General features: G+C 42.6%; 28 protein-coding genes and 1 riboswitch. Of the genes, 9 read left to right on the plus strand and 19 right to left on the minus strand.

Annotation, left to right across the window (positions count from 1 at the left end):
* Window positions 1–66 precede the first annotated feature (66 nt).
* From FN732_RS06890 to FN732_RS06910, 5 genes are read right to left on the minus strand one after another with little or no spacing between them, the layout of a single operon-like run.
* Window positions 67–717, minus strand: a complete 651-nt coding sequence (locus FN732_RS06890; protein WP_142935832.1) for an energy-coupling factor ABC transporter ATP-binding protein — start codon at window positions 715–717, stop codon at window positions 67–69.
* On the minus strand, window positions 690–1,394 hold the full coding sequence (locus FN732_RS06895; RefSeq protein ID WP_142935833.1) for an energy-coupling factor transporter transmembrane component T family protein: 705 nt from the start codon (window positions 1,392–1,394) through the stop codon (window positions 690–692). The genes FN732_RS06890 and FN732_RS06895 overlap by 28 nt, the downstream gene beginning before the upstream one ends.
* Complete coding sequence (locus FN732_RS06900) at window positions 1,378–1,953, minus strand: carboxypeptidase-like regulatory domain-containing protein (protein WP_142935834.1); 576 nt, start codon at window positions 1,951–1,953, stop codon at window positions 1,378–1,380. The genes FN732_RS06895 and FN732_RS06900 overlap by 17 nt, the downstream gene beginning before the upstream one ends.
* Entirely contained in the window at window positions 1,954–2,550 is a 597-nt protein-coding gene (gene cbiM, locus FN732_RS06905; protein ID WP_142935835.1) for a cobalt transporter CbiM, read from the minus strand.
* Complete coding sequence (locus FN732_RS06910; protein WP_142935836.1) at window positions 2,550–3,335, minus strand: DUF4198 domain-containing protein; 786 nt, start codon at window positions 3,333–3,335, stop codon at window positions 2,550–2,552. The genes cbiM and FN732_RS06910 overlap by 1 nt, the downstream gene beginning before the upstream one ends.
* 303 nt (window positions 3,336–3,638) lie before the next feature.
* On the opposite strand from FN732_RS06910, the gene FN732_RS06915 reads away from it, so the two are divergent.
* The gene (locus FN732_RS06915; RefSeq protein WP_142935837.1) at window positions 3,639–4,931 is read left to right on the plus strand and encodes a carbohydrate porin; all 1,293 of its coding nucleotides are present in this window, start codon (window positions 3,639–3,641) and stop codon (window positions 4,929–4,931) included.
* Here the strand turns inward: FN732_RS06915 and FN732_RS06920 are convergent.
* The 8 genes from FN732_RS06920 to FN732_RS06955 all read right to left on the minus strand — a co-directional run bounded on the left by FN732_RS06920 (window position 4,921) and on the right by FN732_RS06955 (window position 15,566).
* On the minus strand, window positions 4,921–6,207 hold the full coding sequence (locus FN732_RS06920) for a chloride channel protein (RefSeq protein WP_142935838.1): 1,287 nt from the start codon (window positions 6,205–6,207) through the stop codon (window positions 4,921–4,923). The genes FN732_RS06915 and FN732_RS06920 overlap by 11 nt on opposite strands.
* Window positions 6,208–7,635, minus strand: coding sequence for a leucyl aminopeptidase (locus FN732_RS06925; protein ID WP_142935839.1), 1,428 nt, complete (start codon window positions 7,633–7,635; stop codon window positions 6,208–6,210). It abuts the gene before it with no gap.
* Between the two features lie 10 nt (window positions 7,636–7,645).
* A complete protein-coding gene (locus FN732_RS06930; RefSeq protein ID WP_142935840.1) occupies window positions 7,646–9,679 on the minus strand; it encodes an aldehyde ferredoxin oxidoreductase N-terminal domain-containing protein in 2,034 nt (677 codons plus the stop codon).
* 2 nt (window positions 9,680–9,681) lie between these two features.
* Complete coding sequence (locus tag FN732_RS06935) at window positions 9,682–10,173, minus strand: hypothetical protein (RefSeq protein ID WP_142935841.1); 492 nt, start codon at window positions 10,171–10,173, stop codon at window positions 9,682–9,684.
* Window positions 10,170–11,966 carry a tetratricopeptide repeat protein gene (locus FN732_RS06940; RefSeq protein WP_142935842.1) on the minus strand — a complete coding sequence of 599 codons (1,797 nt, stop codon included), beginning with the start codon at window positions 11,964–11,966 and terminating at the stop codon, window positions 10,170–10,172. Before FN732_RS06940 ends, FN732_RS06935 begins: the two co-directional genes overlap by 4 nt.
* 90 nt (window positions 11,967–12,056) lie before the next feature.
* Complete coding sequence (gene thiC / locus FN732_RS06945; protein ID WP_142935843.1) at window positions 12,057–13,358, minus strand: phosphomethylpyrimidine synthase ThiC; 1,302 nt, start codon at window positions 13,356–13,358, stop codon at window positions 12,057–12,059.
* Window positions 13,358–14,164 carry a sulfide-dependent adenosine diphosphate thiazole synthase gene (locus FN732_RS06950; RefSeq protein WP_142935844.1) on the minus strand — a complete coding sequence of 269 codons (807 nt, stop codon included), beginning with the start codon at window positions 14,162–14,164 and terminating at the stop codon, window positions 13,358–13,360. The genes thiC and FN732_RS06950 overlap by 1 nt, the downstream gene beginning before the upstream one ends.
* A 53-nt stretch (window positions 14,165–14,217) precedes the next feature.
* A riboswitch (TPP riboswitch) is annotated at window positions 14,218–14,320 on the minus strand.
* 40 nt (window positions 14,321–14,360) lie between these two features.
* Window positions 14,361–15,566: a M20 metallopeptidase family protein gene (locus FN732_RS06955; RefSeq protein ID WP_142935845.1), complete on the minus strand. Its 1,206-nt coding sequence runs from the start codon at window positions 15,564–15,566 to the stop codon at window positions 14,361–14,363.
* A gap of 64 nt (window positions 15,567–15,630) precedes the next feature.
* On the opposite strand from FN732_RS06955, the gene pyrE reads away from it, so the two are divergent.
* Both pyrE and FN732_RS06965 read left to right on the plus strand, forming a co-directional pair.
* On the plus strand, window positions 15,631–16,224 hold the full coding sequence (gene pyrE, locus FN732_RS06960) for an orotate phosphoribosyltransferase (protein ID WP_142935846.1): 594 nt from the start codon (window positions 15,631–15,633) through the stop codon (window positions 16,222–16,224).
* A 15-nt stretch (window positions 16,225–16,239) separates the two neighbouring features.
* The gene (locus tag FN732_RS06965; protein WP_142935847.1) at window positions 16,240–17,214 is read left to right on the plus strand and encodes a polyprenyl synthetase family protein; all 975 of its coding nucleotides are present in this window, start codon (window positions 16,240–16,242) and stop codon (window positions 17,212–17,214) included.
* Here FN732_RS06965 and recG read toward each other — a convergent pair.
* Window positions 17,211–19,667, minus strand: a complete 2,457-nt coding sequence (recG, locus tag FN732_RS06970; RefSeq protein WP_142935848.1) for an ATP-dependent DNA helicase RecG — start codon at window positions 19,665–19,667, stop codon at window positions 17,211–17,213. The genes FN732_RS06965 and recG overlap by 4 nt on opposite strands.
* 105 nt (window positions 19,668–19,772) lie before the next feature.
* Between recG and FN732_RS06975 the strand changes: the two genes are divergently transcribed.
* The gene (locus tag FN732_RS06975) at window positions 19,773–21,146 is read left to right on the plus strand and encodes an SPOR domain-containing protein (RefSeq protein WP_142935849.1); all 1,374 of its coding nucleotides are present in this window, start codon (window positions 19,773–19,775) and stop codon (window positions 21,144–21,146) included.
* A gap of 150 nt (window positions 21,147–21,296) precedes the next feature.
* Here the strand turns inward: FN732_RS06975 and FN732_RS06980 are convergent, their stop codons facing one another.
* The 3 genes from FN732_RS06980 to FN732_RS06990 are packed head-to-tail and all read right to left on the minus strand — an operon-like array spanning window position 21,297 to window position 23,011.
* The gene (locus FN732_RS06980; protein WP_142935850.1) at window positions 21,297–21,974 is read right to left on the minus strand and encodes a response regulator transcription factor; all 678 of its coding nucleotides are present in this window, start codon (window positions 21,972–21,974) and stop codon (window positions 21,297–21,299) included.
* 9 nt (window positions 21,975–21,983) lie between these two features.
* A complete protein-coding gene (cdd, locus tag FN732_RS06985) occupies window positions 21,984–22,358 on the minus strand; it encodes a cytidine deaminase (RefSeq protein ID WP_142935851.1) in 375 nt (124 codons plus the stop codon).
* Window positions 22,355–23,011 carry a phosphoribosyltransferase gene (locus tag FN732_RS06990; protein ID WP_142935852.1) on the minus strand — a complete coding sequence of 219 codons (657 nt, stop codon included), beginning with the start codon at window positions 23,009–23,011 and terminating at the stop codon, window positions 22,355–22,357. The genes cdd and FN732_RS06990 overlap by 4 nt, the downstream gene beginning before the upstream one ends.
* Before the next feature lie 56 nt (window positions 23,012–23,067).
* On the opposite strand from FN732_RS06990, the gene FN732_RS06995 reads away from it, so the two are divergent.
* Genes FN732_RS06995 through FN732_RS07005 form a run of 3 tightly spaced genes read left to right on the plus strand, consistent with a single transcriptional unit; the run spans window position 23,068 to window position 24,150 of the window.
* The gene (locus FN732_RS06995; protein WP_142935853.1) at window positions 23,068–23,502 is read left to right on the plus strand and encodes a hypothetical protein; all 435 of its coding nucleotides are present in this window, start codon (window positions 23,068–23,070) and stop codon (window positions 23,500–23,502) included.
* Window positions 23,499–23,834: a SpoVG family protein gene (locus FN732_RS07000; protein WP_142935854.1), complete on the plus strand. Its 336-nt coding sequence runs from the start codon at window positions 23,499–23,501 to the stop codon at window positions 23,832–23,834. The genes FN732_RS06995 and FN732_RS07000 overlap by 4 nt, the downstream gene beginning before the upstream one ends.
* Window positions 23,809–24,150: a glycine zipper domain-containing protein gene (locus FN732_RS07005; protein ID WP_142935855.1), complete on the plus strand. Its 342-nt coding sequence runs from the start codon at window positions 23,809–23,811 to the stop codon at window positions 24,148–24,150. Before FN732_RS07000 ends, FN732_RS07005 begins: the two co-directional genes overlap by 26 nt.
* Here FN732_RS07005 and FN732_RS07010 read toward each other — a convergent pair.
* Entirely contained in the window at window positions 24,139–24,858 is a 720-nt protein-coding gene (locus tag FN732_RS07010; RefSeq protein ID WP_142935856.1) for a TrmB family transcriptional regulator, read from the minus strand. The genes FN732_RS07005 and FN732_RS07010 overlap by 12 nt on opposite strands.
* Window positions 24,859–24,915: 57 nt before the next feature.
* Between FN732_RS07010 and FN732_RS07015 the strand changes: the two genes are divergently transcribed.
* Together FN732_RS07015 and FN732_RS07020 are read left to right on the plus strand one after the other, a co-directional pair.
* On the plus strand, window positions 24,916–25,650 hold the full coding sequence (locus FN732_RS07015; RefSeq protein WP_142935857.1) for a C-GCAxxG-C-C family protein: 735 nt from the start codon (window positions 24,916–24,918) through the stop codon (window positions 25,648–25,650).
* 11 nt (window positions 25,651–25,661) lie between these two features.
* Window positions 25,662–26,075 (plus strand): rhodanese-like domain-containing protein, encoded by a 414-nt coding sequence (locus tag FN732_RS07020; RefSeq protein WP_142935858.1) that lies wholly within the window; start codon window positions 25,662–25,664, stop codon window positions 26,073–26,075.
* An 8-nt stretch (window positions 26,076–26,083) separates the two neighbouring features.
* Here FN732_RS07020 and FN732_RS07025 read toward each other — a convergent pair whose 3' ends face one another.
* Window positions 26,084–26,443 (minus strand): DsrE/DsrF/TusD sulfur relay family protein, encoded by a 360-nt coding sequence (locus FN732_RS07025; protein WP_142935859.1) that lies wholly within the window; start codon window positions 26,441–26,443, stop codon window positions 26,084–26,086.
* Window positions 26,444–26,599 lie beyond the last annotated feature (156 nt).

A 26,599-nucleotide genomic window follows, 5' to 3' on the forward strand; every position in this document is an offset into this window, starting at 1 on the left:
GAATTGACAAAAAAGAAAACTGATATACGAATTCAGAAATTAAGTTTAATCGAAAAGAGTTAGGAATTATCTAACTTGACTGAGAGCTCCGTTTTCCATCTTAAACACAGGCCAGTTAAGGGAATCTAAGAGCTCCCTATCGTGGGTAACTACAAGGAGAGAAACCTCTGTTGATTCAAAAAATTTTTTAAGGAGCTTCCACCTCTCCGAGTCAAGTCCCGCTGTAGGTTCATCCAAAAGAATGAGCTCCGGCTCCATGGTCAGAACACAAGCAACAGAAACAATTCTCTTTTCTCCCCCTGACAGCTTGTATGTTGGTTTATCTCTCAAGTTCTCAATGGAGAAGAGTTTTAATGTCCTTTCAACAATTTCCTTTACCCTTTCTCTCTTTAAACCCTTTATAAGCGGAGCAAACGCAAGTTCCTCCTCAACAGTTGGGGCAAATAGTTGATCATCTGGATTTTGGAAGACGTATCCGACTTTTCCCCTCAAAATTTTAAAGTCCTTTTCTTTCTTTAACTCCTTTCCTCTATAGAAAACTACTCCTTCTTCTATTTCAACAAATCCCATTAGAGTTTCAAGAAACGTAGTTTTTCCAGCACCGTTTGGTCCCGTTATGAATACTTTTTCTCCCTCCCTTATCGAAAAGTTAACTCCCCTTAAAACTTCTCTATTGTCTAAACTTACCTTTAAGTTCCGTGTAGATAAAATTTCCAAGTTACAATCCCCCAGTATAGAAGAACTGAGAACAGAAAAATTATGTCCTTCTGTTTTAGTTCAAAGTGTCTGTAAACGGGAAAATACCCGTTGAATCCCCTGGAAAGTAGGGCTTTGTAAATTCTTTCAGATTTAAAGTAACTCTTTATAATTAGGTTCCCTATTATATAGGCGTACGTTCTGTAGGTCTCCCTGCTTGTTTTAGGTGTAAAACCCCTGGAGTATGTAGACTTTAACGTCAACTTGTACTGTTCGTACAGACTGAAGAGGTACCTGTAAAAGAAAAACAGGAGCTGGAGGAGTCTGTTTGGGATTTTAAGGTGATGGAGAGCATGGAGTAGGTCAAAGACTGAAGAGGTAGATAGGAGAAAGAGAGAAAGAGCGACAATGATTGTAGATTTAAAAAAAATAAGAATCCCTAAGTAAGGAGAACCGAAGAGAAACTGTGTAACGACAACAAACAACAGAAACAGGTCGGCAAAGAGAAGATACTTTAGTATCTTTGCCGACTCACTTAAAAGTGGAAGGAAAAATAGGAGGGCAAGGGGAAGGAATACCAGGGCTTGAGTTAGATTCTTCGAAAGAGCTATTGTCCAAGCTAAAATTAGAAAGGTAACTATTTTTATCCTCGGATCTATTTGGCTTAAAAAACTCTTACCGTTAAGCGGCGTTTCCATTCCTTCTCCTGTAGCAGTATCCAAACATAAAGGCTCCGAATATTCCAACTATCCATCCAAGTCCACCAAAGATGTCCTTGTAGGAAATGGAGCTCTCCTCTTCTTCCAACTTTAAGAGCTCTACGTGGATTGGATGGAGCTCCTGTCTGATAATTTTTCTCAGCTCCTCAGTGTTTATACTGTTCTCCTCTGTCCTTTTTGTACTCTCCGTGCTTTTTACCTCGTTAGATTTTGTCACTTGACTTTCTCCAGAAACCTCCCCTACCTGAAAGGTTGTTTCTGCCCTGTGACCTAACTCTGCATTGACAACTGCCCTGTAGGTTCCAGGTTTTGATATTTTAAAACTGAACTCTCCTTCCTTGTCTGTCTTCCCTCTCAGGACAACGTTTCCCTTTGAATCGTAGACGATAACCTCAGCGTGTTTTACAGGTGTTCCGTCGCTGAAGTAGCTCTCAATGGAGACGGTGTTTCCCTCAACATCAACGAATGCAGAAATTTTATGGGCAAAGGAGAGGGAGGGAAAGAGAACAAGGAAGATTAGTATGAGTAGCTTTTTCATTTAAACCTCCAGACTGATAGAGCTCTTTTTAAGGTAGAGAAATACAAATGAGTTAACAACAGATTCAACTGCAAAGACAGGTATGTGGGCTAAGAATGCAAGTTCTGCAGTTTTTGTAAAGGAGCTCCCCGTTGCAAGGAGTTCTAAACTTACAAAGGTTGCTGCCAAAAATACGCCTATGAAGGCTGCCAAAACTCCTGCGACTACCGTATACAGGTAGCTCTCCTTCTTGAGAAGTGGTCTAACAATGTAGTAGGCAACAACTCCAGGAAAGGCCATGTTGAACGTGTTGACTCCCAAAACTGTAAGCCCTCCAAACTGAAAGAGAATTGCCTGAAATAGGAGAGCAACAAACAGTGCTGGGAAGACAGCCCAACCTAAAAGGGCTCCGGCAAGTCCGTTTAACAGAAGGTGAACACTTGTAACTCCAACTGGAACGTGGATGAGGGAGGCTATAAAGAAGACGGCCGAAAGTAGGGCCGTCCTCGGAATTTTCTCTCCTTCTAAGTTTCTAAAACCCAAATAAAGTCCTACCGAGGTTAATCCCCAACCTGTAACCAAGAGCCAGCCAGGCAGAACGCCTTCTGAAATATGCATTATTTAACCCCCTCTGGTTTTGGATAGGCCTTGATCCACATAACAGCATCGAACTCTACAGGGTAGAGCTTTCCATCCTTGTACCTTTTTTTTCCTCCGTAACCAATTGCTGAGAATCCCCACCATCCTGCCCATGGAATTGTGTAAACAAAGTATCCATCGTTGTCTGTCCTAACAACCTGTGTTACAAAGGCATCTGCTGGAACCTTAATCCCCTTTGTATTAAGGTATTCAATCTCCACCCTTACGTTACGGGCAGGTTTACCGTTAAAGTAAACCCTTCCCTTAAATGTGTTTCCTTCCCAAAGTCCAAAAGGCCTCGTTACGGGAACTATTTCAGCCTTTAATCCTATTGGTTTGTTCCAGCCGTCCTCCATTCCGAAACCCTCAACCTCAACCTTCGTTACCTGCTGTATAAACTTCTCCTCTGCCGGTTCAAAGTAGGCACTCGGATAGATGAAGAACTGGTAAACGCCCGGTCTCCTCAGTTTGTACTCTGCCTTGTACATTGGAACTTTCTTGTTGGAACCTGGAGCTGCGGGAATCATTATCTTTTTCCAGTGAAGTTTCTCCACGTGGCCGTTTATAAAGACTCCGCTTTTGAGGATTTTGAAGGGCATGTTTGGAGCTCCTTCCATCGGGTGGGTGAACTTAGCCTCAATCTCTATCGTTTTGGCATGGTTCCCCTCAACAATGTCTGTTGAAGGTTTGAGGAGCATAAAGTGGGCAGAAGCTCCGGTTGTTCCTGCAAGGAAAAGGCTTAGAGTCAGAAGAAGCTTTCTCATTTTCACCTCCCACATTTAAATTCTGATTCTTGTCGAAAATTCTAATAGTTTGTTATGATTTTTGTCAAGCTTTTTATGAACAATTTCTAATTTTTTACTAAATAGATATGATAAAGCGATAGGTATTGATAAAAAAGTTTGTATATGCTAAGTTTAAGGTTAACAAAATTCAGGAGGAAGTTTTGAACATTTTAGGAATTTTAATCATTACAGGAGTACTTCTCTTTTCTGTTTACTTAATCTGGAAACGCCTAAAAAACCCTTGTATAGACTGCTCCAAGAAAAACTTCTGTAGGAGGGAAGATGAGAAAGGGACTCATTTTAGCTACTCTTTTTACTCTCTCAACAACAAACTCCTTTGCCCAAACGGACGAGGAGGTTTTGAGGGAGCTCCAGCTCCTAAAACAGAAAATTCAAATGTTGGAGAAGCAGTTAAAGGAAAAGAACAAAAAAGAGGAGGAAGTAGCTAAAGAGGTAAAGGAAATCAAGGAAAAATTAGGCTCCTTGGAGATTCACGGAGGAGCAACACTCTACTATCAAGGAGCTACAGTTGACAAAATAGACGGTCAGAAGTACAAGGATCCGTCAGGAACAGGTTATACCGCAGACTTGGAAATTTCCTTCAAACCCACAGATACTGGAGAGTTCTACATGAGACTCCACGGAGGACAGGGAACGGGAGCAGATGGAAATGGAGTCTCTGATGTTCTCTATGCAAATCTCAACACATTAGCAGATGACAACCCTGACAATGACAGATTTGACCTACTTGAAGCTTACTACGCTCAGGAACTTCTAAACGGAAAGCTAAACGTATTTATTGGAAAAACAGAGCCCTTTATACTCATAGACGACAACGAGTATGCAAACGATGAGGTTTCCCAATTTGTAGGAAAGCCCTTTGTTAATAACCCTATTTTAGATGGAGAGGACATTTTTGCCCCAATGGCAGGCTTAACCTTCTCCCCCTTTGATAGGATTGAATTGGCAGCAGTTGTTCAGAGCAACGACCAGAGCTCTGTAAGCTGGAACGGAAAGGAGTGGGTGGTTAAGGATAAGGATATTTACAGTGATGTATTTGATAAACCATTCTATGCCGTTCAGCTCAAGTATTCTCCTGAGATAGGAGGACTTCCTGGGAACTACAGGATTTACTACTGGAACGATAGTGCAGACCATATAAAAATAAACGAGCCTACTGATAATCCAAACAGGAAACCGTCAACAGGAGATGGTTGGGGAGTAGGTATTTCAATAGACCAAAAGGTAGCAAATAACGTGGGGTTATTTGCAAGAGCAGCTTGGGCAAACGATGATGTTTACGAAGTAGAGCAGTTTTACTCGGTAGGAGCAAGCATAGATGGGTTAATACCATCAAGGCCAAAGGATACGTTAGGAGTGGGAGTTGCAGCTTTAATAACAAATGATAAATTAAAGAATGATGATACGGAGTACCACCTTGAAGGGTACTACAGGATAGAAGTCTCGGAGAACTTCCACATAACACCTGACATTCAGTACGTAGTTAATCCACATGGAAACAGTGACAACGATAATATATTTGCAGGAATGGTTAAAGCTGAGTTTAGTTTTTAGTTTCCTTCTGGGGCCTCCCCGCCCCTTTTAAATAACCTTTTCTCAGGTTAAACGTTAAGTTTGTTAGAAAACCTGCTATTGAAACAACTATTCCTACAGGAACAACTACGTTGTAGTCGTACGTCGTTTCAAGAGCCAAAACAACAGCTGTAAATGGGATTTTCATCACAACTCCAACAAAGACAGAGGCGCCTATTGCTGCAAAGTAGAAGGGCTCAACGTTAAATCCAAAGTACTTCATACTTTCTCCAAATCCGTATCCTACGAGAGCTCCTATACTCATAAGAGTGATGAAGAGTCCTCCTACTGCATTTGAGTAGAGGGAGATTGCATTTGAAACTATTCTAAGGAGTGTCAGCAAAAATATTGTAGTTAGAGGAATTTTGAACTTACCGTTTATGAGTTCTTCAACTACCTCATGTCCAGAAAAACCGGCAAAGGGTGATATTTTTAAAAGGAAAGCAATGGAGATTCCACCTAAAATGGATATTACTGTTATTCTCATAAATGGGGAGAATTTCCTCTGAGCAATGCCATTTAAGTAAAAGAGGAGTTTGTCCCTTAGTAATAAATACATATATATTCCTAAGGTTACAACAGGAATGAAGAGAAAAATTGAAAATATGTAGTCAAACTGAATCGATTTCCCTATTGAGAACTCAAAGATTAAAGGTTTTAAGATTAAGAGGGCAACTAAGAAGGCAGAGAAACTTCCAATTATCATAAACCCTACAAAATCCCTTATCAACTGGTAGGCAACATTTTCAACTGCAAAGAGAATTCCCGTTATCGGAGAAACAAAGACAGCTGCAATTCCGCTGCTTGCTCCTATTCCTATTGAAACCTTTAAGAGGTTTTTCGGTAGATTAAAAAACTTGTGAAACCTGTAGGCAATCATTGCTCCTATTGCAGCAGAGGGACCTTCGTTTCCAACTGCAAATCCGCTTCCAATTGACAGTGCAGAGGCAACAATTTTGTGTGCAAGGTCGCCAAGTGAAAACGTTATTCTGTTTTCATCGAGAGCTCTTGCAATTTCCCTTACTCCGTACTCCCTTGCCTTTTCGTTGTTGAGTATTATCAGATTCACAATGAGGATTGATGACGTCGTTATAAATGCAACGTACCAGAAGGGCAGCTTCGGTATTGTCTCTGTTGGATTTCCAAGATAAAAGGCGTAGGCAAATCCCTTTGACAGGAGAACGTAGAATGAGACGGCAAGCCCCGTTGAGAGGCCTGCAACGATAGAAAAGAAGAATAGTCTCTTTAAGTTTTCCATCTATTCTTTTATTAGGAGCTCCGTAATTGTTCTAACCGGCTGACCTGTAGCTCCACTGGTATAGTACTTCCAAGGTGAATCAAGGAAGGCAGGTCCTGCTATGTCTATGTGAGCCCACGATTTAACGCTCTTTGAATCAACAAAGTTCTGTAGAAACAGTGCTGCAGTTATTGCCCCACCGTATCGGCTCTTTCCGACGTTCTGTAAATCGGAGTACTTTCCTTTTATGTCTTCCTTCAAATCCTCGTCCAATGGCATTCTCCACATCTTTTCTCCTGTCTCCTCAGACAGGGAAAGGAGCTCCTTGGCCAATTTTTCGCTGTTGGAGAAGAGACCTGAAGTGTAGTGACCTAAGGCAACAACACACGCTCCTGTAAGGGTGGCCATGTCTATCATTACATCTGGAGAGAGCTCCGAACCGTAGATGAGAGCATCTGCGAGGATTAACCTTCCCTCTGCATCCGTTGAGTGAACCTCTACGCTCTTTCCGTTTCTAAATACAATTATGTCATCCGGCCTGTAGGCGTTACCGTCTGGCATGTTTTCAACGGTTGGAATGAGTGCATGGACTTCAACGTTCGGTTTTAACTCTCCAACTGCCCTCATTATTCCAAGTACTGCACAGGCTCCGGCCTTGTCGGACTTCATCGTCTTCATGTACTGTTCAGGCTTTATGTTCAGCCCTCCACTGTCAAACGTTACTCCTTTTCCTACTAAGACAACCCTCTTCTCTGCTTTTTTAGGTTTGTAAGTTATGTGGATAAACCTTGGTGGATTCTTGCTTCCCTTTCCAACGGTTAGTATTCCGACCATTTTGTTCTTTTCAAGCTTCTTCTCATCAAAGACCTTACACTCAAAGCCGTACTCCTCTGAGAGCTCCTTCGCTTTTCTTGCCAAGACATCTGGAGTGATAACGTTACCGGGCTCGTTTACCAGGTCCCTTGTAAAGTTTGCAGCCTCTGCAAGAACTCTTCCCAACTCAAACTGCTTTTTATATTCCTTAACACCTGCTACGTAAACTTTTTCCACTTCCTTTTTATCTTTCTCTTCAGATTTGTACTTTTTAAATTCGTAACTTCCTAAAATCAATCCCTCTGCAACTGCCTTCGCAGACCTTTCCTTCAGTTTTTCAACTCCTAAAAGTTCACAGACAACCCTTTTAAACTCTCTCCTCTTTGCCTCTTGGATTCCCTTGGCAGAGGCAAGCCTAACAACATCTTCGGAAATCTCTCCTTTTTTCCCAAGTCCTACGTATACAACTGCCTTAAATCCCTCTCCAGGCAGGACAGCAATCTCTCCCTTTTTACCTGAAAAGCCTAAGGATTTGATTTTCTCCTTTTCCTCTACATCCTGTAAACCCTCATAGACTCCTGTTATAAGAGCATCTGCTTTCTTCCCTTTTATCTCTGTTGAATATGTTATCTTCATCTTCCACCTCCTAAATGTTCCAGTTTACATCCAAAATTCTGCTGTACTCCTCAAGTGTCCTTGATATGTACTCACGGACAAACTTTATTTTATTTTCGCTAAACTTCTCCAGCCACTTGTTTCCTTTAAATTCCTTACTTGCAGAAACAATAAGGTCAACTACCCTTTCACTGTCAGGAAACACGGGATAGCAGTCCACCTTCAGTGCGTAATCGACAAGTTCGGCCAAAACTTTCTTTCCGTGCTCCTCTGCATTGAGCTTCTCACCGTAAGCCCTCAGGAAGAGGAGTTCAACAACAGATTTTGTCCACTTGACGGGAACGTTGCAGCTCTTTCCTTCAGAAAGCTCACACTCAACACTTGCCAAGCTCCTCATCCACCTCCTGTGGAACCTGCACCACCCTACGTTGTCGTACCAGTACTCCCCTACTGAGCTCTCAACAATCTTCTCTGCAAGTTCCTCAGGCTCCGGAAAGACTCCAAACTTGTAGTATGTCCAGTACTTTCCCTGAACGGGAAGCGGAATAAAGTTTCCCATGGCCCAGTACATTGTAGGGTTAACTTCTCCTTTCTTTCCAAGGGGGACGAAAACGGCAAAGTCCTTAAAGCTCTTTCCTTCTGGTAGTCTATCTTTAAACTTTTCATCAAGAATTTCTGACGCCCTCCTCTTTCCAAGTCCAATTAGTTTCGGTATATCACCATCGGCATAGGCAACCTTTTCTGCAAGCTGACAGAGAAGGTCTGCATTCTTTTCACTCGTCCTTACAGGGTCGTTTAAAATTGAACTAACATCAAAATCGGGCTTATCCGATATTCCGACCTCTTCAGGTTTTAACATTCCCCTGTGGACAACTTCAAATATCCAGGCTGCAACCCCTCCAAACTCAATAGCATCAAAGCCCAAAGAGTCAACCTTTTTAACTGCTCTGTCGCTTGCCTTCAACCAAAAACTTCCGGACAGTGGACCGTTGGCGTTGTAGGGCTCGTAGTCTGTTTTGTAACCCTCCCTAACCTTTTTACAGACTGCAGGGCACGGCTCTCCACACGTTGTCCACTTCTTAGTTTCAATGCTCTCAGAGTTAAAGACTTTAACGTAAAACTCCTCAATTACCCTGTAGAGCTTCTCTCTGTCTCCCCTGTCCATGTAGGCAATCTGCCAGTTGAGAACGGGAGTCTTATCCTTCTCTGATAGGTAATCCCCTCCAAAGGTTCCTCCGGTTTTGAGTTTTGGATTGTACCTGTACTTCTCCGTCTTTTCGGCAATTACCTTGAAGAGGGGTTTATCGTAGACCTCAGAAAAGAGCTTTTTGACAAAGTCGTAGTTCGAAAGGTCTAAGGCCTTAAACCTCTTTCCTTCCCAGTTTCCACCAAAGACAATTCCTACAACGTTGTGAGCCCTTGCAAGGACTGAACCACCTCCTCCCCTCGCTGCCCAATCCTCAGCTCCTTCAACGAACTTTCCATCCCTGACGTCCTGAGAGAATATTGAGGCGTAGTTTGTCGTGTATGCAGCAGGCCCTACACATGCCATTCTAAATTTCTTCCCATCAAACAAGTCAGAAAATCTGTCCAATAGATAGTGGCTGAAGGCGTAAACTCCTTCCTTTTCCTTGTAGTTTTTCCAAATTTTGTAAAGGAGTTCCTCCTCAACAAACTCTATCGATACCGAAACGTTTGATGGACTTCCGTTTATGACCAAAATGGCAGGTTTCTCAGACCTTCCTGTAATCGAGATGATATCAATGCCCGTTCTTAAAAACGTGTAAGCTGCACCTCCCATCGTTGAGGGGTAGAGGGTTCCGTAGAGTGGAGAGCGGAAGAAAAATGTTAGTCTGTGAGAGCCCGGTAAAACCGAACCGGCAAAGGGACCAATCCCAACCACAACTGCATTCTTTTTATCGTAGGGAGGGAATTTGTAGCTTTTGAGGACGTTCTTATGGAGGTATATTCCGTAGTCTATTACTCCGTAAATTCCTTCCTTTTCGAATGGTTTAAAGATTACCCTTTCGTTGCTTAAGTCAAACTCTAACGTTTTAAATTCCATAACTATCCCCTTTGGTCAAAGGTTTTAAGTGCAGGGGAGCTTTTTCCTCTCCTGTAGTTTTCCATTTCTGAGGGAAGTATCCTTTTAAACTTTCTCTGAATGAGGAAATTGAGGACGAATATTGTAAATACGGGAAGTGATGCACCTACAAATGCACTCTTTATGTTCATAGATAGTGTAAACAGTTCCTTTCCGGAGTTTTGGACGATAAAGTCAACCATCAAAAAGAAAATGTATAGGGAGATTATGTAGTAAACCTGCTTTACGTACTCAACGTAGTCAAGGATAACCGCCGTTAGAAACGTTATCTTGAAGCTGAACGTCAGTGCGTAGGCAAATCCCCCCGGCTTTATAGCATTTAACGGGTTGTAGCTGTCGGTCTTTGTCTTTTCCAAAAATTTAAGGGCTGACAGTATCCTCATCAGTCCAGTAATTGTTGGAAGTGAAATTACTAAGAAGGCTATCAATCCCCAGAGAAGCATCTGCCAGTTCACTTTTTCCTCCCCGATTCGTTAGTTTTTATTTCCTTTAGAGCTCCCTCAATCTTTTCTAAGATTCCCGGCTCTTCAGATTCGACATCTGGATTTTCCCTTACAATTTTAAGAGCTTCCTCCAAATACTTCCTCGCTTCCTTTTTACTTCCAGCTTTTAAGAGACAGCTTCCGTAGTGGTACATGATAACTGCGTCGTTTGGCTTCATTGAAAGTGCCCTTTTCAAGAGGGAGCAGGCCTGTTTGTAGTTCCCCATTTTGTAGAGTATCCAGCCCTTTGTATCTATGTAGGCAGGACTGTTAGGTTTTGACTTGAGAGCTCTATCAACCAACCTTAGAGCTTCTTTTAAGTTCTTATTCCTTAGGGCATAGAAGTAGGCCAAATAGTTGTAAATGTCTGGAGATGGCTTCAATTTTAAAAGTTTTTTTAGACCTTCTTCAGCTTCCTCGTCCTTTCCCAACTTGTCTGCAAAAAATGAATAGTAGAAGAGAAAGTCCGGATTGTTTTCCAAGTCCTTTTTAAAATCTGAAAGTAGCTCAAATGCCCCTTCAGTATCTCCCAACTTATCCTTTAAAATAGCTGCCTTTATGAGGTAGTCGGGATTTCCAGTAAGCTCCCAGAGCTCCTCGTAAACCTCCTCCGCCTCACCCAATTTTTTAAGCTTGTACTTGACCAGTGCCAGTCTTTCAAGAACTGTTGGATTTTTACGGTAGTACTTTAGCGAAGTCTCGTAGGCCTTTTCTGCTTTTTGGAGGTCTCCCGACATTTCGTAAGCAAGTCCCAACATAAAGTAAACGTTAGGATTGTCCGGATTGAGCTTAGAAATCCTCTCAATTATCGGAATTACCTTTTTGTACTCCTTCATCTGAAACAGGTTTGCAGCAACCCACGATAGAAGCTTAAGGTTGTAAGGGTGGAGGGAGACCAACTTGTTTATCAGTTTAACAGCTTCGTCTGTCTTTCCCTCAGATATGTAGACCGTTAGGAGCTCTCTCAGAGCATAAACGTTGTCCGGAGAGTCCTTTAGAACCTTCTTTAAAAACTCCTCTGCTTTTTTGTAGTTTTTTGTTTTTTGATAGACCTTTCCAAGGAGGATGTATGAACTCTCAAAATCCGTGTTTTCTGAAATTGACTTCTCCAAGTACTTCTCAGCTTTTTTAATTTCTCCCTTCAAGTAGAAAACCTGACCCAAGAAGTAGTCTATTAGATAGTCATTCCTAAACCGTTTTTCTGCCTCCTTTAAAAACTTTAAGGCTTCGTCGTACTTTTTCTCATTTATAAATAGGTTTGAGAGGAATACGTACGTATCCCTATCCTTTTTCTCGTTTAAAACCTTCCTGTAGAGCTCCTCTGCACACCTAAAGTCCCTCTCAACCACGCAGGTTCCTGCAAGGAGTTTAAGGGCATCAACATTTTTCGGTTCCTTTTTTAGAATACTCTGTAGAATCTCCTTTGCTTCATCAAACTTGTGTAGGGAGGCTGCAAGCCTTGCAGTTTCTATTCCTAAGTCCGTTCTTTTACTCAGTTCGTAGGCCTTCTTTATTGCCTTGTAGGCGTTTAAGTTGTCTCCCTTCGATGTAAAATTTAAGTAAAGGGCGTAGTAGTAGGTGTAGTCTAATTTTATCCTTACGGGTTTAGCCCCCTTCTCTTTTACCTCCCTTACCTTTTTCCTCTGAGAGGTTTTTTCAGAATTACTTTCTTTTTTTACTTCCTTCGGATTTACCCTTGGTTTTGGAAAGTTTACACAGGAGCCGATGAAAATTGATGTTAACAGGAGAATCCCTAATCTCTTCATTTTCCACCTTTTTTAAGCTTAAAATTGACTACAGGTGTAATTATAAAACCGAAGAAGTTAATTTTAAGAGAGGAAGAAGTAGGGAGCTCCCTACTTCCTCTTAAGATACTCTTCTACCCTCTTTATCGAACAGAGCTTTCCGCACATTGTACAGGTCTTTTCATCCTCCTGAGGAGCCCTCTCCTCCCTGTACCTTCTTGCAGTTTCAGGGTCTATTGCGAGTTCAAACTGTTTTTCCCAGTCCAAGTTTTCCCTTGCCTTTGCCATTTCAATATCCCACTCAAGGGCTCCCGGGACTCCCTTGACAATGTCTGCAGCATGCCCCGCAATTCTCGCAGCTATAACTCCCTGTTTAACATCCTCAACATCTGGAAGGGCTAAGTGTTCTGCCGGAGTTAGATAGCACAGAAAATCGGCTCCTGCCCTTGCTGCAATAGCCCCTCCAATTGCACCTGTTATGTGGTCGTAACCCGGTGCAACGTCGGTTACTATCGGTCCCAAAACGTAGAAGGGAGCTCCGTGGCACAGTTTTTTTTGAAGGAGTATGTTTGCCTCCACCTGGTCTAAGGGAACGTGACCCGGACCCTCAACCATTGCCTGAACGTCCGCTTCCCTTGCCCTATCAACCAACTCTCCCAACGTTATGAGCTCCTCTATCTGACACCTGTCCGTTGCATCTGCTATACATCCAGGTCTCATTCCATCACCCAAGGACAGGGTAACGTCGTACTTCTTGGCTATCTCCAACAGCCTATCGTAGTGTTCATAGAGTGGGTTCTCAGCATCGTTGTAGACCATCCACTCGGCCATAAGAGCTCCACCCCTTGAAACGATGTTCATTATTCTTCCTTCTCTCCTCAACCTCTCCAAGGAGCTCTGTGTAACGCCGCAGTGGACCGTTATAAAATCAACTCCATCCTTACAGTGCCTCTCAATAACGTCAAAGAGGTCGTCAACGGTCATCTTTCCTATAAACCCGTACTTCTCTGCTGCCTCCCTTGCAGCCTGGTATATTGGAACTGTTCCAACCATGACAGGTGAATTTTCAACAATCTTTTTTCTCGTTTCGTCTATGAACTTTCCAGTAGATAGGTCCATGACAGCATCTGCACCGTACTTCACTGCAACTCTGAGCTTTTCGATTTCAAGTTCTATGTTCTCAATATCTCCGGATGTTCCAATATTTGCATTTACCTTTGTCTTAAGTCCTTTACCTATTGCTCTCGGTGTGAAATCGCTTCTCTCCCTGTGGTAGATGTTTGCAGGAATTACTATTGTTCCCTCTATAAGTCCGTTTACTATGTATTCAACAGGCCTCTTCTCATAGTCTGCACAAAACTCTATCTCCCTTGTAACAATTCCCTTTTTAGCAAGTTCAACTAACGTTGCCATTACTCCTCCTCATTCTGTTTAAGCCTCTCTGATATTTGAGAGGCAACCTTTTTGCCTGACATCAACATTCCTCCGAAAACGGGACCCATCCTATGGGAACCGCACGTTGCATTTGCTGCCATTCCGCTGACAAATATTCCTGGGAAGACCTCACGGGAGTTTTTAACTGTATCCTCCTCCCCAACAGACGCCCACAGGGGTTTCTCTCCAACTACACAACCGGTTTCTGTATCCAACCTTATCCCAGCCTTTCTCTGGAGGGTTGAAACAACCGTCGCATCGTGTCCCGTTGCATCGATAACGTACTTTGAGGTTACAACTAAAGGGTCAACCATCAGGTGTGCCATATCAACGGTACTCCAGTTTATCACAAGGCCACATACCCTGTACTGGCTGTTTACCCTTTTCAGAACAACGTCCTCGGCAGTTACACCGTTAAATACAGTTGCTCCAGCCTTTACTGCCTTTGATGCAATCGTTGTTACGGCCTCAACGGCATCAGCAACGTAGTAACCGGGTTTAAACTCCCTGTAGTTAACGCCAAACTCATCAAGAATTTCCCTTCCCATCTCCTGAACAACAATTTCGTTGAAAAACATCGCTCCTGCCCACATTCCACCACCGATTGAGAGCTTTCTCTCAAAGAGGGCTACCCTGTAACCTTCCTTTGCTAAATAGTAGGCAGCAACGAGTCCCGAAGGACCTCCTCCAACAATTGAAACGTCATTTTCCAAGTGATTTTGGAGCTTTTCCATAAAAGAAGAGATGATTGCCTGAGAAATGGTTACCTCACTTAAGTTTTCCACTTCTGCCTCCTGAAATTGTATTTTTTACCACGAGGGAGGCTGTAAGGAGGGAAAGGGGAACCTTTGCCGCTCCCTACGCCGGCATTACCCGGATCAGGTTCCAGGGGTTCCTGCATCGCAGGTCTCAGGAGCTCCGCTCCACCCCCGCGGCACTATTAATTCTATATTATTGAGAAAAATTTTCAATAAAATTGAATTATTTTCCTTCCTCCAACCACTTAACTGCCAAGTAAGTTTCGACGGCAACACCTACAGGGAGAGCATCCTCATCGATGTCAAACCTTGAGTTGTGGAGTGGATAGTTCGTTCCCTTCTCTTCGTTTCCCGTTCCAAGCCTTATGAACGTTCCGGGAACGTGCTGGAGGTAAACGGAAAAGTCCTCCCCACCCATTGACGGCTTTTCAAGGACTACGACCCTTTCACTTCCCAAGAGTTCTGCCATCTTTAAAAGGGCAAACTTCGTTGTCTCCTGGTCGTTTATTAGGGGAGGTGTTCCCTCCTCAAACCTAAACTCGTAATCTCCACCGTAGGCAGATGTTACTCCCGAAAGGACTCTCTCTATGAGTTTTGGGAAGTTTTCTCTAACCTCGTTTGAGAGGGCTCTTACCGTTCCCTCAAAGGAAACCTCGTCGGGGATAACGTTCTCTGCAAATCCCCCCTTAATCCTACCTACCGTTAAAACTGCCGGTTCTAAAGGGTCAACGTACCTGCTGACGATGTGGTGGAGTGAAGTTATCGTCTGTGATGCAACAACTACAGGGTCTATTCCCAAGTGGGGGCGGGAAGCATGGGAGCTCCTTCCCTTTATCTTTACTCTGAAAACGTCAGAGGAGGCAAGGAGAGGCCCAGGCCTTGTCCCTACAAATCCCGTTGGGAGCTCCGGATAGACGTGTAGGCCAAATATGGCTGAAACTTTTGGATTTTCCAAAACCCCGTTTTCGACCAACCACTTTGCTCCCTTACAGTCGTGCCTCTCCTCACAGGGCTGGAAGATTAGTTTTACATTTCCCCTTATGTGCTCTCTCAGATTACACAGGAGCTTTGCAGCCCCCAAGAGAACTGCAGTGTGGGCATCGTGACCGCAGGAGTGCATAATCCCCTTGATTTTAGAGGAATAAGGCTTTCCCGTTTTTTCCTCCGTTGGTAGGGCATCCATATCCGCCCTAAGTGCAACGGTTCTTCCCTCCTTCTTTCCCCTTATTAATCCAACAACTGCAGTGGAGTCTGCAAAGTTTTCAATTACCTCATCGACCCCGAACTCTCTAAGCTTGTTTGAGACAAACTCTGCCGTGTTAAACTCCCTTCCTGAGAGCTCCGGGTACATGTGGATGTGCCTTCTCCAGGATGTGACCTCTTCCTTTATCTCCTCGGAGTTCTTCAGAATAATTTCCCCTAATTCCATTCCAAACTCTCCTTTTTAGGATAAATTTTGACTAAACAGAAATTTAAGAATTGCCGGAGGAGATATGCTTACAGAGGAGGAGATAAAGGAAATATTCCTCAAGGCAGATGCCTTTCTGACAGGACACTTCTTGCTGTCAAGTGGCCTTCACAGTCCTTACTACCTTCAGTGTGCAAAGGTTCTTCAGTATCCGGAGTACTCAGAAGTTCTATGTAGGGAGCTTGCCGAGAGGATAAAGGAATTGGGAGTTGACTACGATTTCGTAATAGCTCCTGCCATAGGTGGAATTATTGTTTCCTACGAAACTGCAAGGCACCTAAAGGTGAGAGGAATTTTTGCAGAGAGGGTAGATGGAGAGTTGACGCTGAGAAGGGGATTTGAGATAAAACCGGGAGAGAGGGCTGTTGTTGTTGAGGACGTTGTTACAACGGGAAAGTCAACGAGGGAGACTATTGAAGTCGTTAAATCCCACGGTGGAGAGGTTGTTGCAGTTGGAAGCTTAGTTGACAGGAGCGGTGGAAAGGTGGATTTTGGAGTCCCATTCGAAACCCTTTGGAGGTTGGAGGTTCCTGTATATCAACCTGACGAGTGTCCGCTGTGTAAAGAGGGAAAGGAACCCTTGGTCAAACCGGGAAGTAGAAACATACCCTTAAAGTAGGTTAAAATAGCAGGGATGAAGATTTTTAAACCCTTTGAAGTTATAAAGGAAGAGCTCTTTAAGAGTGAGGAGTTTTCAAGGGAGCTCCTTTCAACAAAGGTTTCCCTCGTTTTAAAGGCTGGTGGGTACATTTTAGACAGCGGTGGAAAGAGGATAAGGCCGGGACTTACGATTCTCTCTGGAAAGTTGGTTGGAGCTCCCCTTGAGAGGTTAATTCCCGTTGCAACCGTCATGGAGTACATGCACACTGCAACCCTCCTTCACGATGATATAGTTGATGGAGCAAAGCTTAGGAGGGGAAAGCCTTCTGCAAACGACGTTTTTGGAAACGATGTTGCCGTTTTGGTCGGTGACTACATGTTTGCAAAGGCAATTTACGTACTGGCAGTTTACGGGGGAGAGGAAGTTTTAAAGGTAGCTGCAAAGACCGTTCAGGACATGTCTGAGGGAGAGCTCCTTCAGCTTGAAAATGTTGGAAATACTGATGTTGACGAAGACTACTACTTTGATGTTATATACAGGAAAACGGCTTCTCTGCTTTCCACCTGTTGTGAGTGCGGAGCTCTCTTGGGAAATCCCTCAGACGAGAAGAGGGAATCTCTAAGGAAGTTTGGTGAATTTATAGGTTATGCCTTTCAGTTGGTTGACGATGCATTCGATTACGTTTCCCATTCAGAGAGGATAGGGAAACCTGCAGGAAACGATATTAGAGAGGGGAAAGTTACGTATCCCCTCCTTTCCGTTTGGAGCGAGCTGTCAGATAAGGAAAGGGAGTTTATTAGAAAGGTTTTCTCTGAAGTAGAACCGAGCAGAGAGGAGATAGACAGAGTAAGGAAGATTGTTCTGAGTAAGGGGGGAGACAGGAAAACGTTTCAGCTTGCAAGGGAATACGTTGAGAGGGCAAAGGAGCTCCTAAAACAGTTCCCCGAATCAGAGTACAGGGGAGCTCTCTGTGAGGTTGCCGACTTTATAGTTGAGAGGACCTACTAACCAACCCCTACAAGGTCAAACTTTTTACCGAACCTTAAACTCAACAGTTTCCTTAGGTTATCGAGTCCCTCAAGCTCGGGATTTTTCGATACTAACTCCTCAGCTGCTTTCCTTGCCAACTTTAGGACTTCGTAGTCCCTCCTGAGGTCTGCTACTTTGAAGTCTCCAAGCCCAGACTGCCTTGTTCCAAAGATTTCACCTGGCCCCCTAAAGAGAAAGTCCGCCTCTGCAATCTTAAATCCGTCATTTGTTGACTCTAAAACCTTTAGTCTCTTTACCGAATCTTCACCAATTCCCCTCGAGGTTACTAAAAAACAGTAGGATTTCCTATCTCCTCTTCCTACCCTTCCTCTAAGCTGGTGGAGTTGAGCAAGTCCAAACCTCTCGGCATGTTCGATTACCATAACTGTAGCTTCTGGAACGTCAACTCCAACTTCAATTACAGTTGTTGAAACCAAGACGGAAAACTCACCCCTCTTGAACTTCTCCATTACGCTGTCCTTCTCCTCCTGCTTCATCCTGCCGTGGAGAAGTCCCACAGGATAGGGCTTTAGCTTCTCGTTCCAGTAGTGAAACATCTCAGTTGCAGCCTTTAGTTCCAACTTCTCCGATTCCTCAATGAGTGGATAGACTATGTAAACCCTGTTTCCCTTTGAAAGCTCCTTCCTTAAGAACTCAACCAAACTTCTCCTCTCATCCTCAAAGACAATTTTCGTCTCTATCGGCTTCCTTCCCGCCGGAAGCTCGTCTATTACAGAAACATCAAGGTCCCCGTAGGCAGTCATTGCAAGGGTTCTCGGAATCGGTGTTGCCGTCATAACCAAAACGTCGGGCATCCTTCCCTTTTTCTTAAGCTCTGCCCTCTGTTTAACGCCAAACCTGTGCTGTTCGTCTATAACTACAAGTCCTAAGTTCTTAAATTCAACACCCTCTTGAATGAGGGCATGAGTTCCAACAACAACCTGAAAATAACCTTCCTTTATTGCCTTGTACATTGTTTCTTTCTGCTTCTTTGAAAGGCTTCCAGTTAGAAGACCAACCCTTATCCCGTAGGGGTTTAGAAACTCCTTGAACTTTTTAAAGTGCTGATTTGCTAAAATTTCCGTTGGGGCCATAACAGCAGTTTGATAGCCACTCCTTGCAGCAAAAAAGGCTGCAGCTGCAGAAACAACGGTCTTTCCACTTCCAACATCTCCCTGGACGAGCCTGTTCATCGGCTCAGGGCTTTTCATATCGTTAACAATTTCCCTTAAAACCTTCTCTTGGGCTCCCGTTAACTTAAACGGAAGAACCTTTTTAAACTCCTCTATCAGTCCCTCATCTATTGGAAAAGAGATACCCTTTTCCTTCTTTACTTTCTGTTTGTAGAGACCTATTGCAAGCTGGAACAGGAAAAGCTCATCAAAAATTACTCTTTTCTGCGAGGGAGACTTAAAATTTTGGAGCTCCTCAACGTCTTCATCTTGGGGAAAGTGAACCCTCCAGAATGCCTCGTGGGCTTCTGGAAAGTTGTACTTTTTGAGAATCTCCTTAGGGAGGTACTCGGGAAAGTAGGGAAGGACCTTCTTTATCAGAAAGTGAATGTCCTTTCTAACTGTTGTCTGCTTTATTCCCTCTGCACAGTGGTATACGGGGAGAATCGTTCCCAACTTTTCAAGCTTTCCCTTATGAGGGTCAAGAATCTCAACCTCCGGATGGACAATTTCGAATCCAGAGGTTTTTCTCTTAACCGTTCCAAAGGCAAGGACTTCCCTCCCTAACTCCTTTACCTTTTTAAACAGGCTCTTGTAGTAGTTTAAGACCCTCTCCTGAAGAAAGAGGAGTGTTACAGAGCCGGTTCTGTCGTATAGAACTACCTTTAGAATTCTCTTCTTCTTTTTGGAGGTTTGGAGCTCTGAGACGTTTACAACCTTTCCCTTTACTAAGAACTCACCGTTTGGCTTTAGATATGCCATCGGAGTCACTGTTGTCCTGTCCTCGTACCTGAAGGGAAGGTAGTAAATTCCGTCTATTATCCTTTCAATTCCTAACTTCTTAAGCCTGTTTAACCTCCTTTTGTCAATTCCCTTTACTTTTTCTACTTCCTGAAAGAATGCCTCAATAGGATAGGTTTTTTTCCTCTCTATTTTTTCCCTCTTGGATATTATTCTCTCCCTTGGAATTTCCCTTTCCCTTGCCCTTTCAATCTCTTCGGGGAGGAACTTTAGTGTAAAGACTGTGTGGAGCTCCTTTAATAGCTCCTTTTTCCTCTTTTCAGGCAGTCCTTTATAGTTTTCTAAAACCTTTAAAACCCTGTTTAGCCAAGATTTCCTCTTTCTATCAAGGTAAGGAAGAAGTTCCTTAAAGAGCTTTGATAGGACTACATCTGGATCTTTTACCCTGTTAAAGTACTTAAAGTTGTCCCGTGTAACTAAAAATAGGAGCTCTTTAATTCTCTTTAAGGTCTGTTTCATGTTAGAGTTAATTTAACTTATAAAAATTTCGTTTCAACATATTGTAGCTAAGTTGGGTTAGAATTCTACCTATGAAGTCATTATTGGAGTTAAGATAGGTTAGAAATGAAAACGTACGTTTTGCAAATTATAGCTACTAAATCAAAGGATGAAGCTGTAAGGGTTTTTGAGTCGTTAAAGAAGAAGAACTTACCTGTACGTATAGATAAGGTAAATGACTGGTACAAAGTAAGAATTGGAAACTTCAAAAGTTATGAGGAAGCAAAGAAATTTGTTCTAAAACACAATCTTGAAGGAAAGGGATATATAAGCTTAATTAATTACGAACCTCGAAGAACAGTTTTAGCTTCGAACCTGGAAAAGAAGAACCTAGAAAAGAAGAAAAAGCTCATTCAGACAATAGATAATATTACGTCTGAAAGTTTTGATAAAGTTAGTAATAGTAAAGAAACCTCTTTAAAAAAAGAAAACAGTTATCAAAGTACAAATTACACTACTCTGATTAAAAAGGTTGATTATCTCGGTAATTTAAAAGCAATTAATAGAGAAAGTCAAAATAAAGAGGAGAAAAGTAACGGTACTCTTCACATTCATAAAATAACAAATCTGAATACCAAAAAGGAGGGGAGGATGAATTTTGAAGTTATTGCTGTTTTATTAGTCTTTTTAATTGTCTTTCTAATAATTATTAGATATCTAATTAAAAAACTCAGGGAAAAAACTCACATTGAGGATGAAACGGTAAGTCATCAAATGGAAGATGAAAGTATTGAGAATTCTGAAGAAAATGAAAAATATGATGAAATAGAATTAAAAAACTTGGAAACAGAAGATAGCAGGGAAATTCAAGAAACACTTCAAATTAAGAACCCGGTAGAGGAAGAGAAGTTTCAGGAAACAAAATTTACTCACGAAAAAGGAGGAATCTTAGTTTCCTACGGGAAATTAGTTATAGGGGAATCCACTTCTATAACAGGAGATGTAGTATCAAAGGATTCTGTTATTGTAGAGAACAATTCCAGAATAACAGGAAGTATAACCGCAGAAAAGTACGTAAAACTTGAAAAGAATGTTAAAACAGGAAAAATATTGGCTCCTATTGTTCATACCATAAGGGACGAGGAGCTCCCTAAAATTCCAGAAACTGAAGTTCCCGTATCTGGTGGTTTGAAGAGTAATGGAGACTTGGAACTTTCCGATGGACTGCTGATTCAAGGAAGTGTGGAGGTTGGTGGTAATCTTAAAATAGGAAAAAATAGCAAAATATTGGGTAACGTTTCTGCAAAGAATGTTGTGGTAGATGAGGGGACATTTATCTACGGGAAAATTTCCTCTCTACAGGACGTAGAAATTAGGAATAGAGTTATTGTTGGAAGTGGACCTGGTAAGGGAGGCATTAAGGCTGGAGGAAGGGTAAAATTGGGAAGTAGCGTAGTTATTTTAGGAAACATTGATGCTAAAGAAATTGTGGCTGAATAGTTTACTTACTGGAACGTATAAGGAGAGATACACCTACGGCTAAATCGCCGTTTAACTCTATTAATGTTTTAACCAAGCAGTATTGGAAATCCCGAAGCCTGTACGAGAGTTCGCTGGAGTAAGGAGTTCCTCAATTTAATGAGGATTAGCTCAAACTTCTTTTGTTAGTTTGTACCCGAGCCTTGGAAGGGTTTTTAAATATTTTCCCTTCTCTCCCAACTTCTTTCTCAAACGGCTTATGTAGACATCAACAGTTCTTGTAGTTTCATCGTGGTCTGCACCCCAGATTTTCTCAAGGAGCTCCTCCCTCGAAAATAGTTCCTCGGGATGCTCCAAAAAGAACTCTAAGAGCTGGAGCTCCGTCTTTGTTAGCTGAATCGGTTTTCCATCAACAGTTACAGACTTTGAACGCTTATTTTCAACAATTCCCTCAAACTCCAAAATGTCCTTCTTTCCCTTTCCCGTTCTCCTTAAAACTGCCTCAATTCTTGCAAGGAGTTCCTTTATGCTAAACGGCTTTGTTATGTAGTCGTCCGCCCCCGTCGTTAATCCTTTAACCTTCGTATCCTCATCTCCTAAGGCTGTTAACATTATTACTGGTGTATCAAAGTTAATCGTTTCCTTCCTTATTCTCCTACAGAGCTCTATTCCTTCAATTCCCGGTATCATGAGGTCCAAAATAACAACGTCGTACTTTCTCTCCTTCAACTTATCGTAAGCTTCCTTTCCGTCTGTAACCCAGTCAACGTAGTACCCGTTATCCTCAAGCCTTTCCTTTACCATTTCTCCGATTACTTCATCGTCCTCAACCAAGAGAACTTCAACCATTCTTCCTCCTTAGAGTTTAAAGTTGAAGGGAAGGAGCTCTCCCAACGTGAAGGACTCCTCACTCCTTCCATCTGTAACTATTACCTCAAAGTCCTCAGGAAAAAACTCCGATAGAACCTGTCTGCATGCTCCACATGGATAGGGGAAAACGTCAGGAGAGTATATTAACATCTTTTTAAAGTTTTTCTTTCCTTCAGAAACTGCCTTAAAAACGGCTACCCTCTCTGCACAGACAGTTAATCCGTAGGAGGCATTCTCAACGTTCACTCCCGTATAGATTCCGTCATCTCCGAATAGAACTGCAGAAATCCTAACATTTGAGTAGGGAGAGTAAGAGTTTTCTAAAGCCTTTTTTGCTACTTTTAAGAGTTCAACAGTCCTCATTTCACCTCCGGCCAAAAGAGGTTTTCCCTCTTTAACTCCTCAATCAACTCTAAAACCTCCTCATCGCTTAAATCGTGGAAGTCCTGGTAAAAGGAGGCAACTGCAAAGGGAAGCTCCCTACTCTCAATTAGACAGTAGACACCGTCGTAGTATCTCTCTAAGAGCTCCTTTGTGTGAACGGGACACACCGGTGATACTGCAAAGACCTTTTCAGGGTTCAATTTCCTTAAAAACTTAACGGCGGCAATTGCCGTATAACCTGAAGCAAATCCGTCGTCGACAACAACTGCAACCTTTCCGTTTAGTTTTTTATAACCCTTTCCACTTCTGTAAACCTCGTTTCTCCTTAAAACCTCCCTGTAAACCTCCCTTGCTATCTCCTTAATCGTCTTCGGAGATAGGTAATCCTTAAAATCGGGATTTAGAACAACCTCCCCATCAAGGGTTATAGCCCCAAAACCTGCCTCTGGATTCCAAGGTATAGGTAGTTTTCTGACAACTATAATGTCTAAAGGTAGTTTCTTTTTCTTTGCCATTGCATAACCTACAGGAACTCCTCCCCTTGGAATGGCAAATATTACGCTGTTTTTAGGGAGCTCTATCTTTTTAGAGACCTCTATTCCCCCGTGGAGCCTGTCCTTAAATATGGCCATCTCTCCCTCCTCAAAATAAATTTTCTACGTATTCAATATGTGGAGAATTACAGAAAATGAAAAGCTTAAAGGTTGTCTTTAAAAACGGTGTGTTCGTTCCGTTAGAGCCCGCACCAATTCCTGAGGGTACCGAGGGTATTGTTGTCTATTTGAAAAAAGAGGAGAAAGCAGAGAAACCAAGCTGGTGGGATAAGCTTTCGGTAGACGAGGAGAAGAGGAGAGCCCTCTTAAGGTTTTCAGTGAATATAAGGAAAAGGATAAGCTACATTGATGTAAAGGTTGTTGAAGAGGACGAGGGATTTGAGGTCTTTCTGCTTGTTGATGATGAAACCTCCTCACTAAAACCTGCAATGGAGGAGGCCCTTAAGGTTTACGAGGAAATGAACGTTTACATCCCCCTTCAGGTTATATCAAAGAGGAGACTTAACAGGTGGAGGGAGATGGGGAGCTCCATATACAAACGCATTGAGGAAGGAGTTTCAATAGGATGACACGTAAGGAGATTGAGAGACTCCCTGTTATGAATTTAGAGGTTACGGATGTAAAAATTTATCCCTTTGATACCTCTGGTATAGGTGGAAATGTGAAAGCAGTTGCAACAGTGAAGATTAACAACATTTTGGAAATCAGGGATATTAAGGTTATATATTCAAACAAGGGCTACTTTATACAGATGCCCTCTAAAAGGAGCAGGACGGGGGAGTTTGTCCCGATAGTTAATCCCTTGAGTAAGGAGCTCTACCTCCACATAAGGAGGAAGGTTCTCGATGAGTACAAACGGATTATGGAGAAGTACAATGAAAAGGTTAGTTTTGGCACTTAGCGTTTCAGGGCTCTTAATTTCAGGGTGCACCTCAACCCAGCTTTCAAAGACCGATGCTGCAATGCTTGGAGCTTTAGGAGGTGCTGCCGTAGGAGCTGCAACACACAAACACTACAAGACAAAGGCAAAAGATGCTGCCATTTACGGAGCAGTTGCCGGTGGAATTTTAGGCTACGTCTTTGGAAGCGACCAGCAAAACACCCATACGGTCAGTGCAGATACAGACTACGATGTAAAGACAAAGGATGGTAAGGTTATCCACGTTCACGAAAACTGGTACACAGTCGACAGTCAACCTGCTCCATCAACGAAGTAGGCTTTCAAAGTAGACCTTAAATGGTTCAATAACCGAAGGGTTCTCAGTAAACAGAGCAGAGGAATTGCTGTAAACAATCATTGCTTTTTCTCCGTCCGCTATTAACAGGTAGGGAAGTTTAACCTCCCTTTCAATGTAGACTCCCCCCAACTTCTTTATCTCATTTTTGCATGGAAAGTCAAAAATTCCAACGGCAGTTAGTTTAACGGATGGATTTAAGTATCTGTCCAAGTTCCCCCTGCATCCAAACTTAAAAAGTGGACGAACTCCGGCTATCCATAGAAACTCTTTTGCCTCCGATATCAAGTTTACTGCCTTTGAAACGATACTTTCCTCTCCTACTATGTTTATCACTCCGGTAAAACTTTCCCTCTCATCACCTTTTGGAAGGAGCTCCTCTATCTCTCCAATGAGCTTCCTTAAAAACTTTTCCCTCTTCTCAAACTCAGTTTTTAAATGGTAGATTCTACCAAGGAGGGCTTCCCTAACGGGGACGGGGATGTAAACCTTTGGCTTTTCATTGATTGAGTGAACGAATCCCTTTTCCTCAAGCCCCTTTAGGGAGTCGTAAATCCTCTGAGGAGGAACTCCCGACCTTCCGGAAATTTCGGTAGCTGTTCCCCTTGAGATGGTAAGGAGAGAAATATAAGCCTTTGCCTCGTAGGAATTAAGACCAAACTCCTTTAAAAGTTTCACTGCCTTTTCCATACTTCCTATGATACAATAGAATAAATTCACCACCAATAAGTGGTTAAGGAGGGTACCATGGAAAGGAGAAAGTTTTTAAAGGATGTTTTAAAGGCAGGAGTAGGGGTAACTGCCGGACTTACAGTAGGTTCAGCTTTGAGCTTTGCCTCTCAAGGGAAAATAGAACTTCCCTTACCTTACGTTAAACTTGACCCAAAAAAGGTTGCCGATAGGGCTTACGATGGTTACTACGAGCACGAGTGTGCCTACGGTGTTTTTAACGCAGTAATCGGTGAACTCCAGAGAAAGGTAGGTGGACCCTACCTTGGAATTCCAACACTCATGTTCTGGTATGGAGGTGGAGGAGCAGCAGGATGGGGAACTCTCTGCGGAACTCTGAATGCTGCAGGTGCTATTTTTAACCTGACGTGTAAACAAAAGGACTTTAAAGCTATGATTGATACACTTTACGAGTGGTACCAAACTACTCCTCTACCCACCTACATTCCGTGTAAGGGTAACTGGTGCAAGCAACCTTTCCCAAAAGGTGTTTCTCACTCACCCTTATGCCACGTTTCAGTTCAGAGGTGGTGTAAAAATGCATCTGTTTACTTCGGAAGGCCAATTCTATACAACAGCAAGGAGCGTTCTGAAAGGTGTGCAAGGCTTTCAGCAACGGTTGCAGCAAAGGTTGTTGAGATGTTGAACGATTACCACTTTGGTAACTTTAAGCCACATAAGGTTAAGGGTAGCCAGAAGACAAAGATGGACTGCAGATTGTGTCATGAGGTAACTATGAAGGAACTATCTTAAGGAGATAAAAAATGGAGCTTGATAGGGAACTTTTAAAGAGAATCCAGGCTATCTTTTCAGAGTTTACTCCTCAGAAGCTCACGAGAAATCCCTGTATTGTTGAAGCAGAACAGGTCGTCAGAATGATTAAGGAGAAGCAACCTTTTGTTATTCTGGACATCAGAACACCTCTTGAACAGGAATTTATAGCTCCAAGATTAAAGGATACTCTCTACATTCCTATGCACGAGCTCTTTAAGGAGGAAAATTTAGAGAAACTCCCTAAGGATAGAACCATAATTGTCCTCTGTCATACAGACAGGAGAGCAACTGCTGTAGTTATAGCACTAAGGCTATTAGGATTCGGAAACACGTTTGTTCTAAAGGATGGCATTAAGGGACTTGCAGAGAGAATAGGAAAGGATATATACAGGGAGCTCCTTTAGAGCTCCCTTTAAAACGTTAAAACCTTGTTGCTGTCTAAAACCCACTCTGTAAGGTCGTTCATTGTAGCCTTTTCAGCTCCCTCAAAGTAGGGTTTTCCCTTGTGAATCCCACACCTCGCCATACACGTCCCGCAGACCTTTACAGGCACTCCCCTTTCGATTAGTTCCTTTAACATTACTACCAAATCCTGGTCGTAGTTTTCAGGTTTTACCGTTTCGTTTCTTGCAAGGTCAACTGCATCGTTCATGAGGAAAATCCTGACAATTGCTCCCTTTTCAAGGAGCTTTCCTGCAAGCCTTAGGGCATTCCAGGTTACATCTGTTCCATCGTAGGGCTCCCTGTTTAGGATTAGGAGAACCTTCTGCATCCTTCCTCCTTAGAGATTTTAATAATTTAGTAAATTCTAACAAACTTTTTACACTATCGATGAGGGTGTTTGAAAATTGCCATAGGAAACAAAAAAGCCTATCCTCTCCGGTATGAGAGCTAAAATTCTCAACTTCAGAAAAGTTTTCAAACTCAC

The organism is Balnearium lithotrophicum (genome assembly GCF_900182585.1).
Lineage (GTDB): Bacteria > Aquificota > Aquificia > Desulfurobacteriales > Desulfurobacteriaceae > Balnearium > Balnearium lithotrophicum.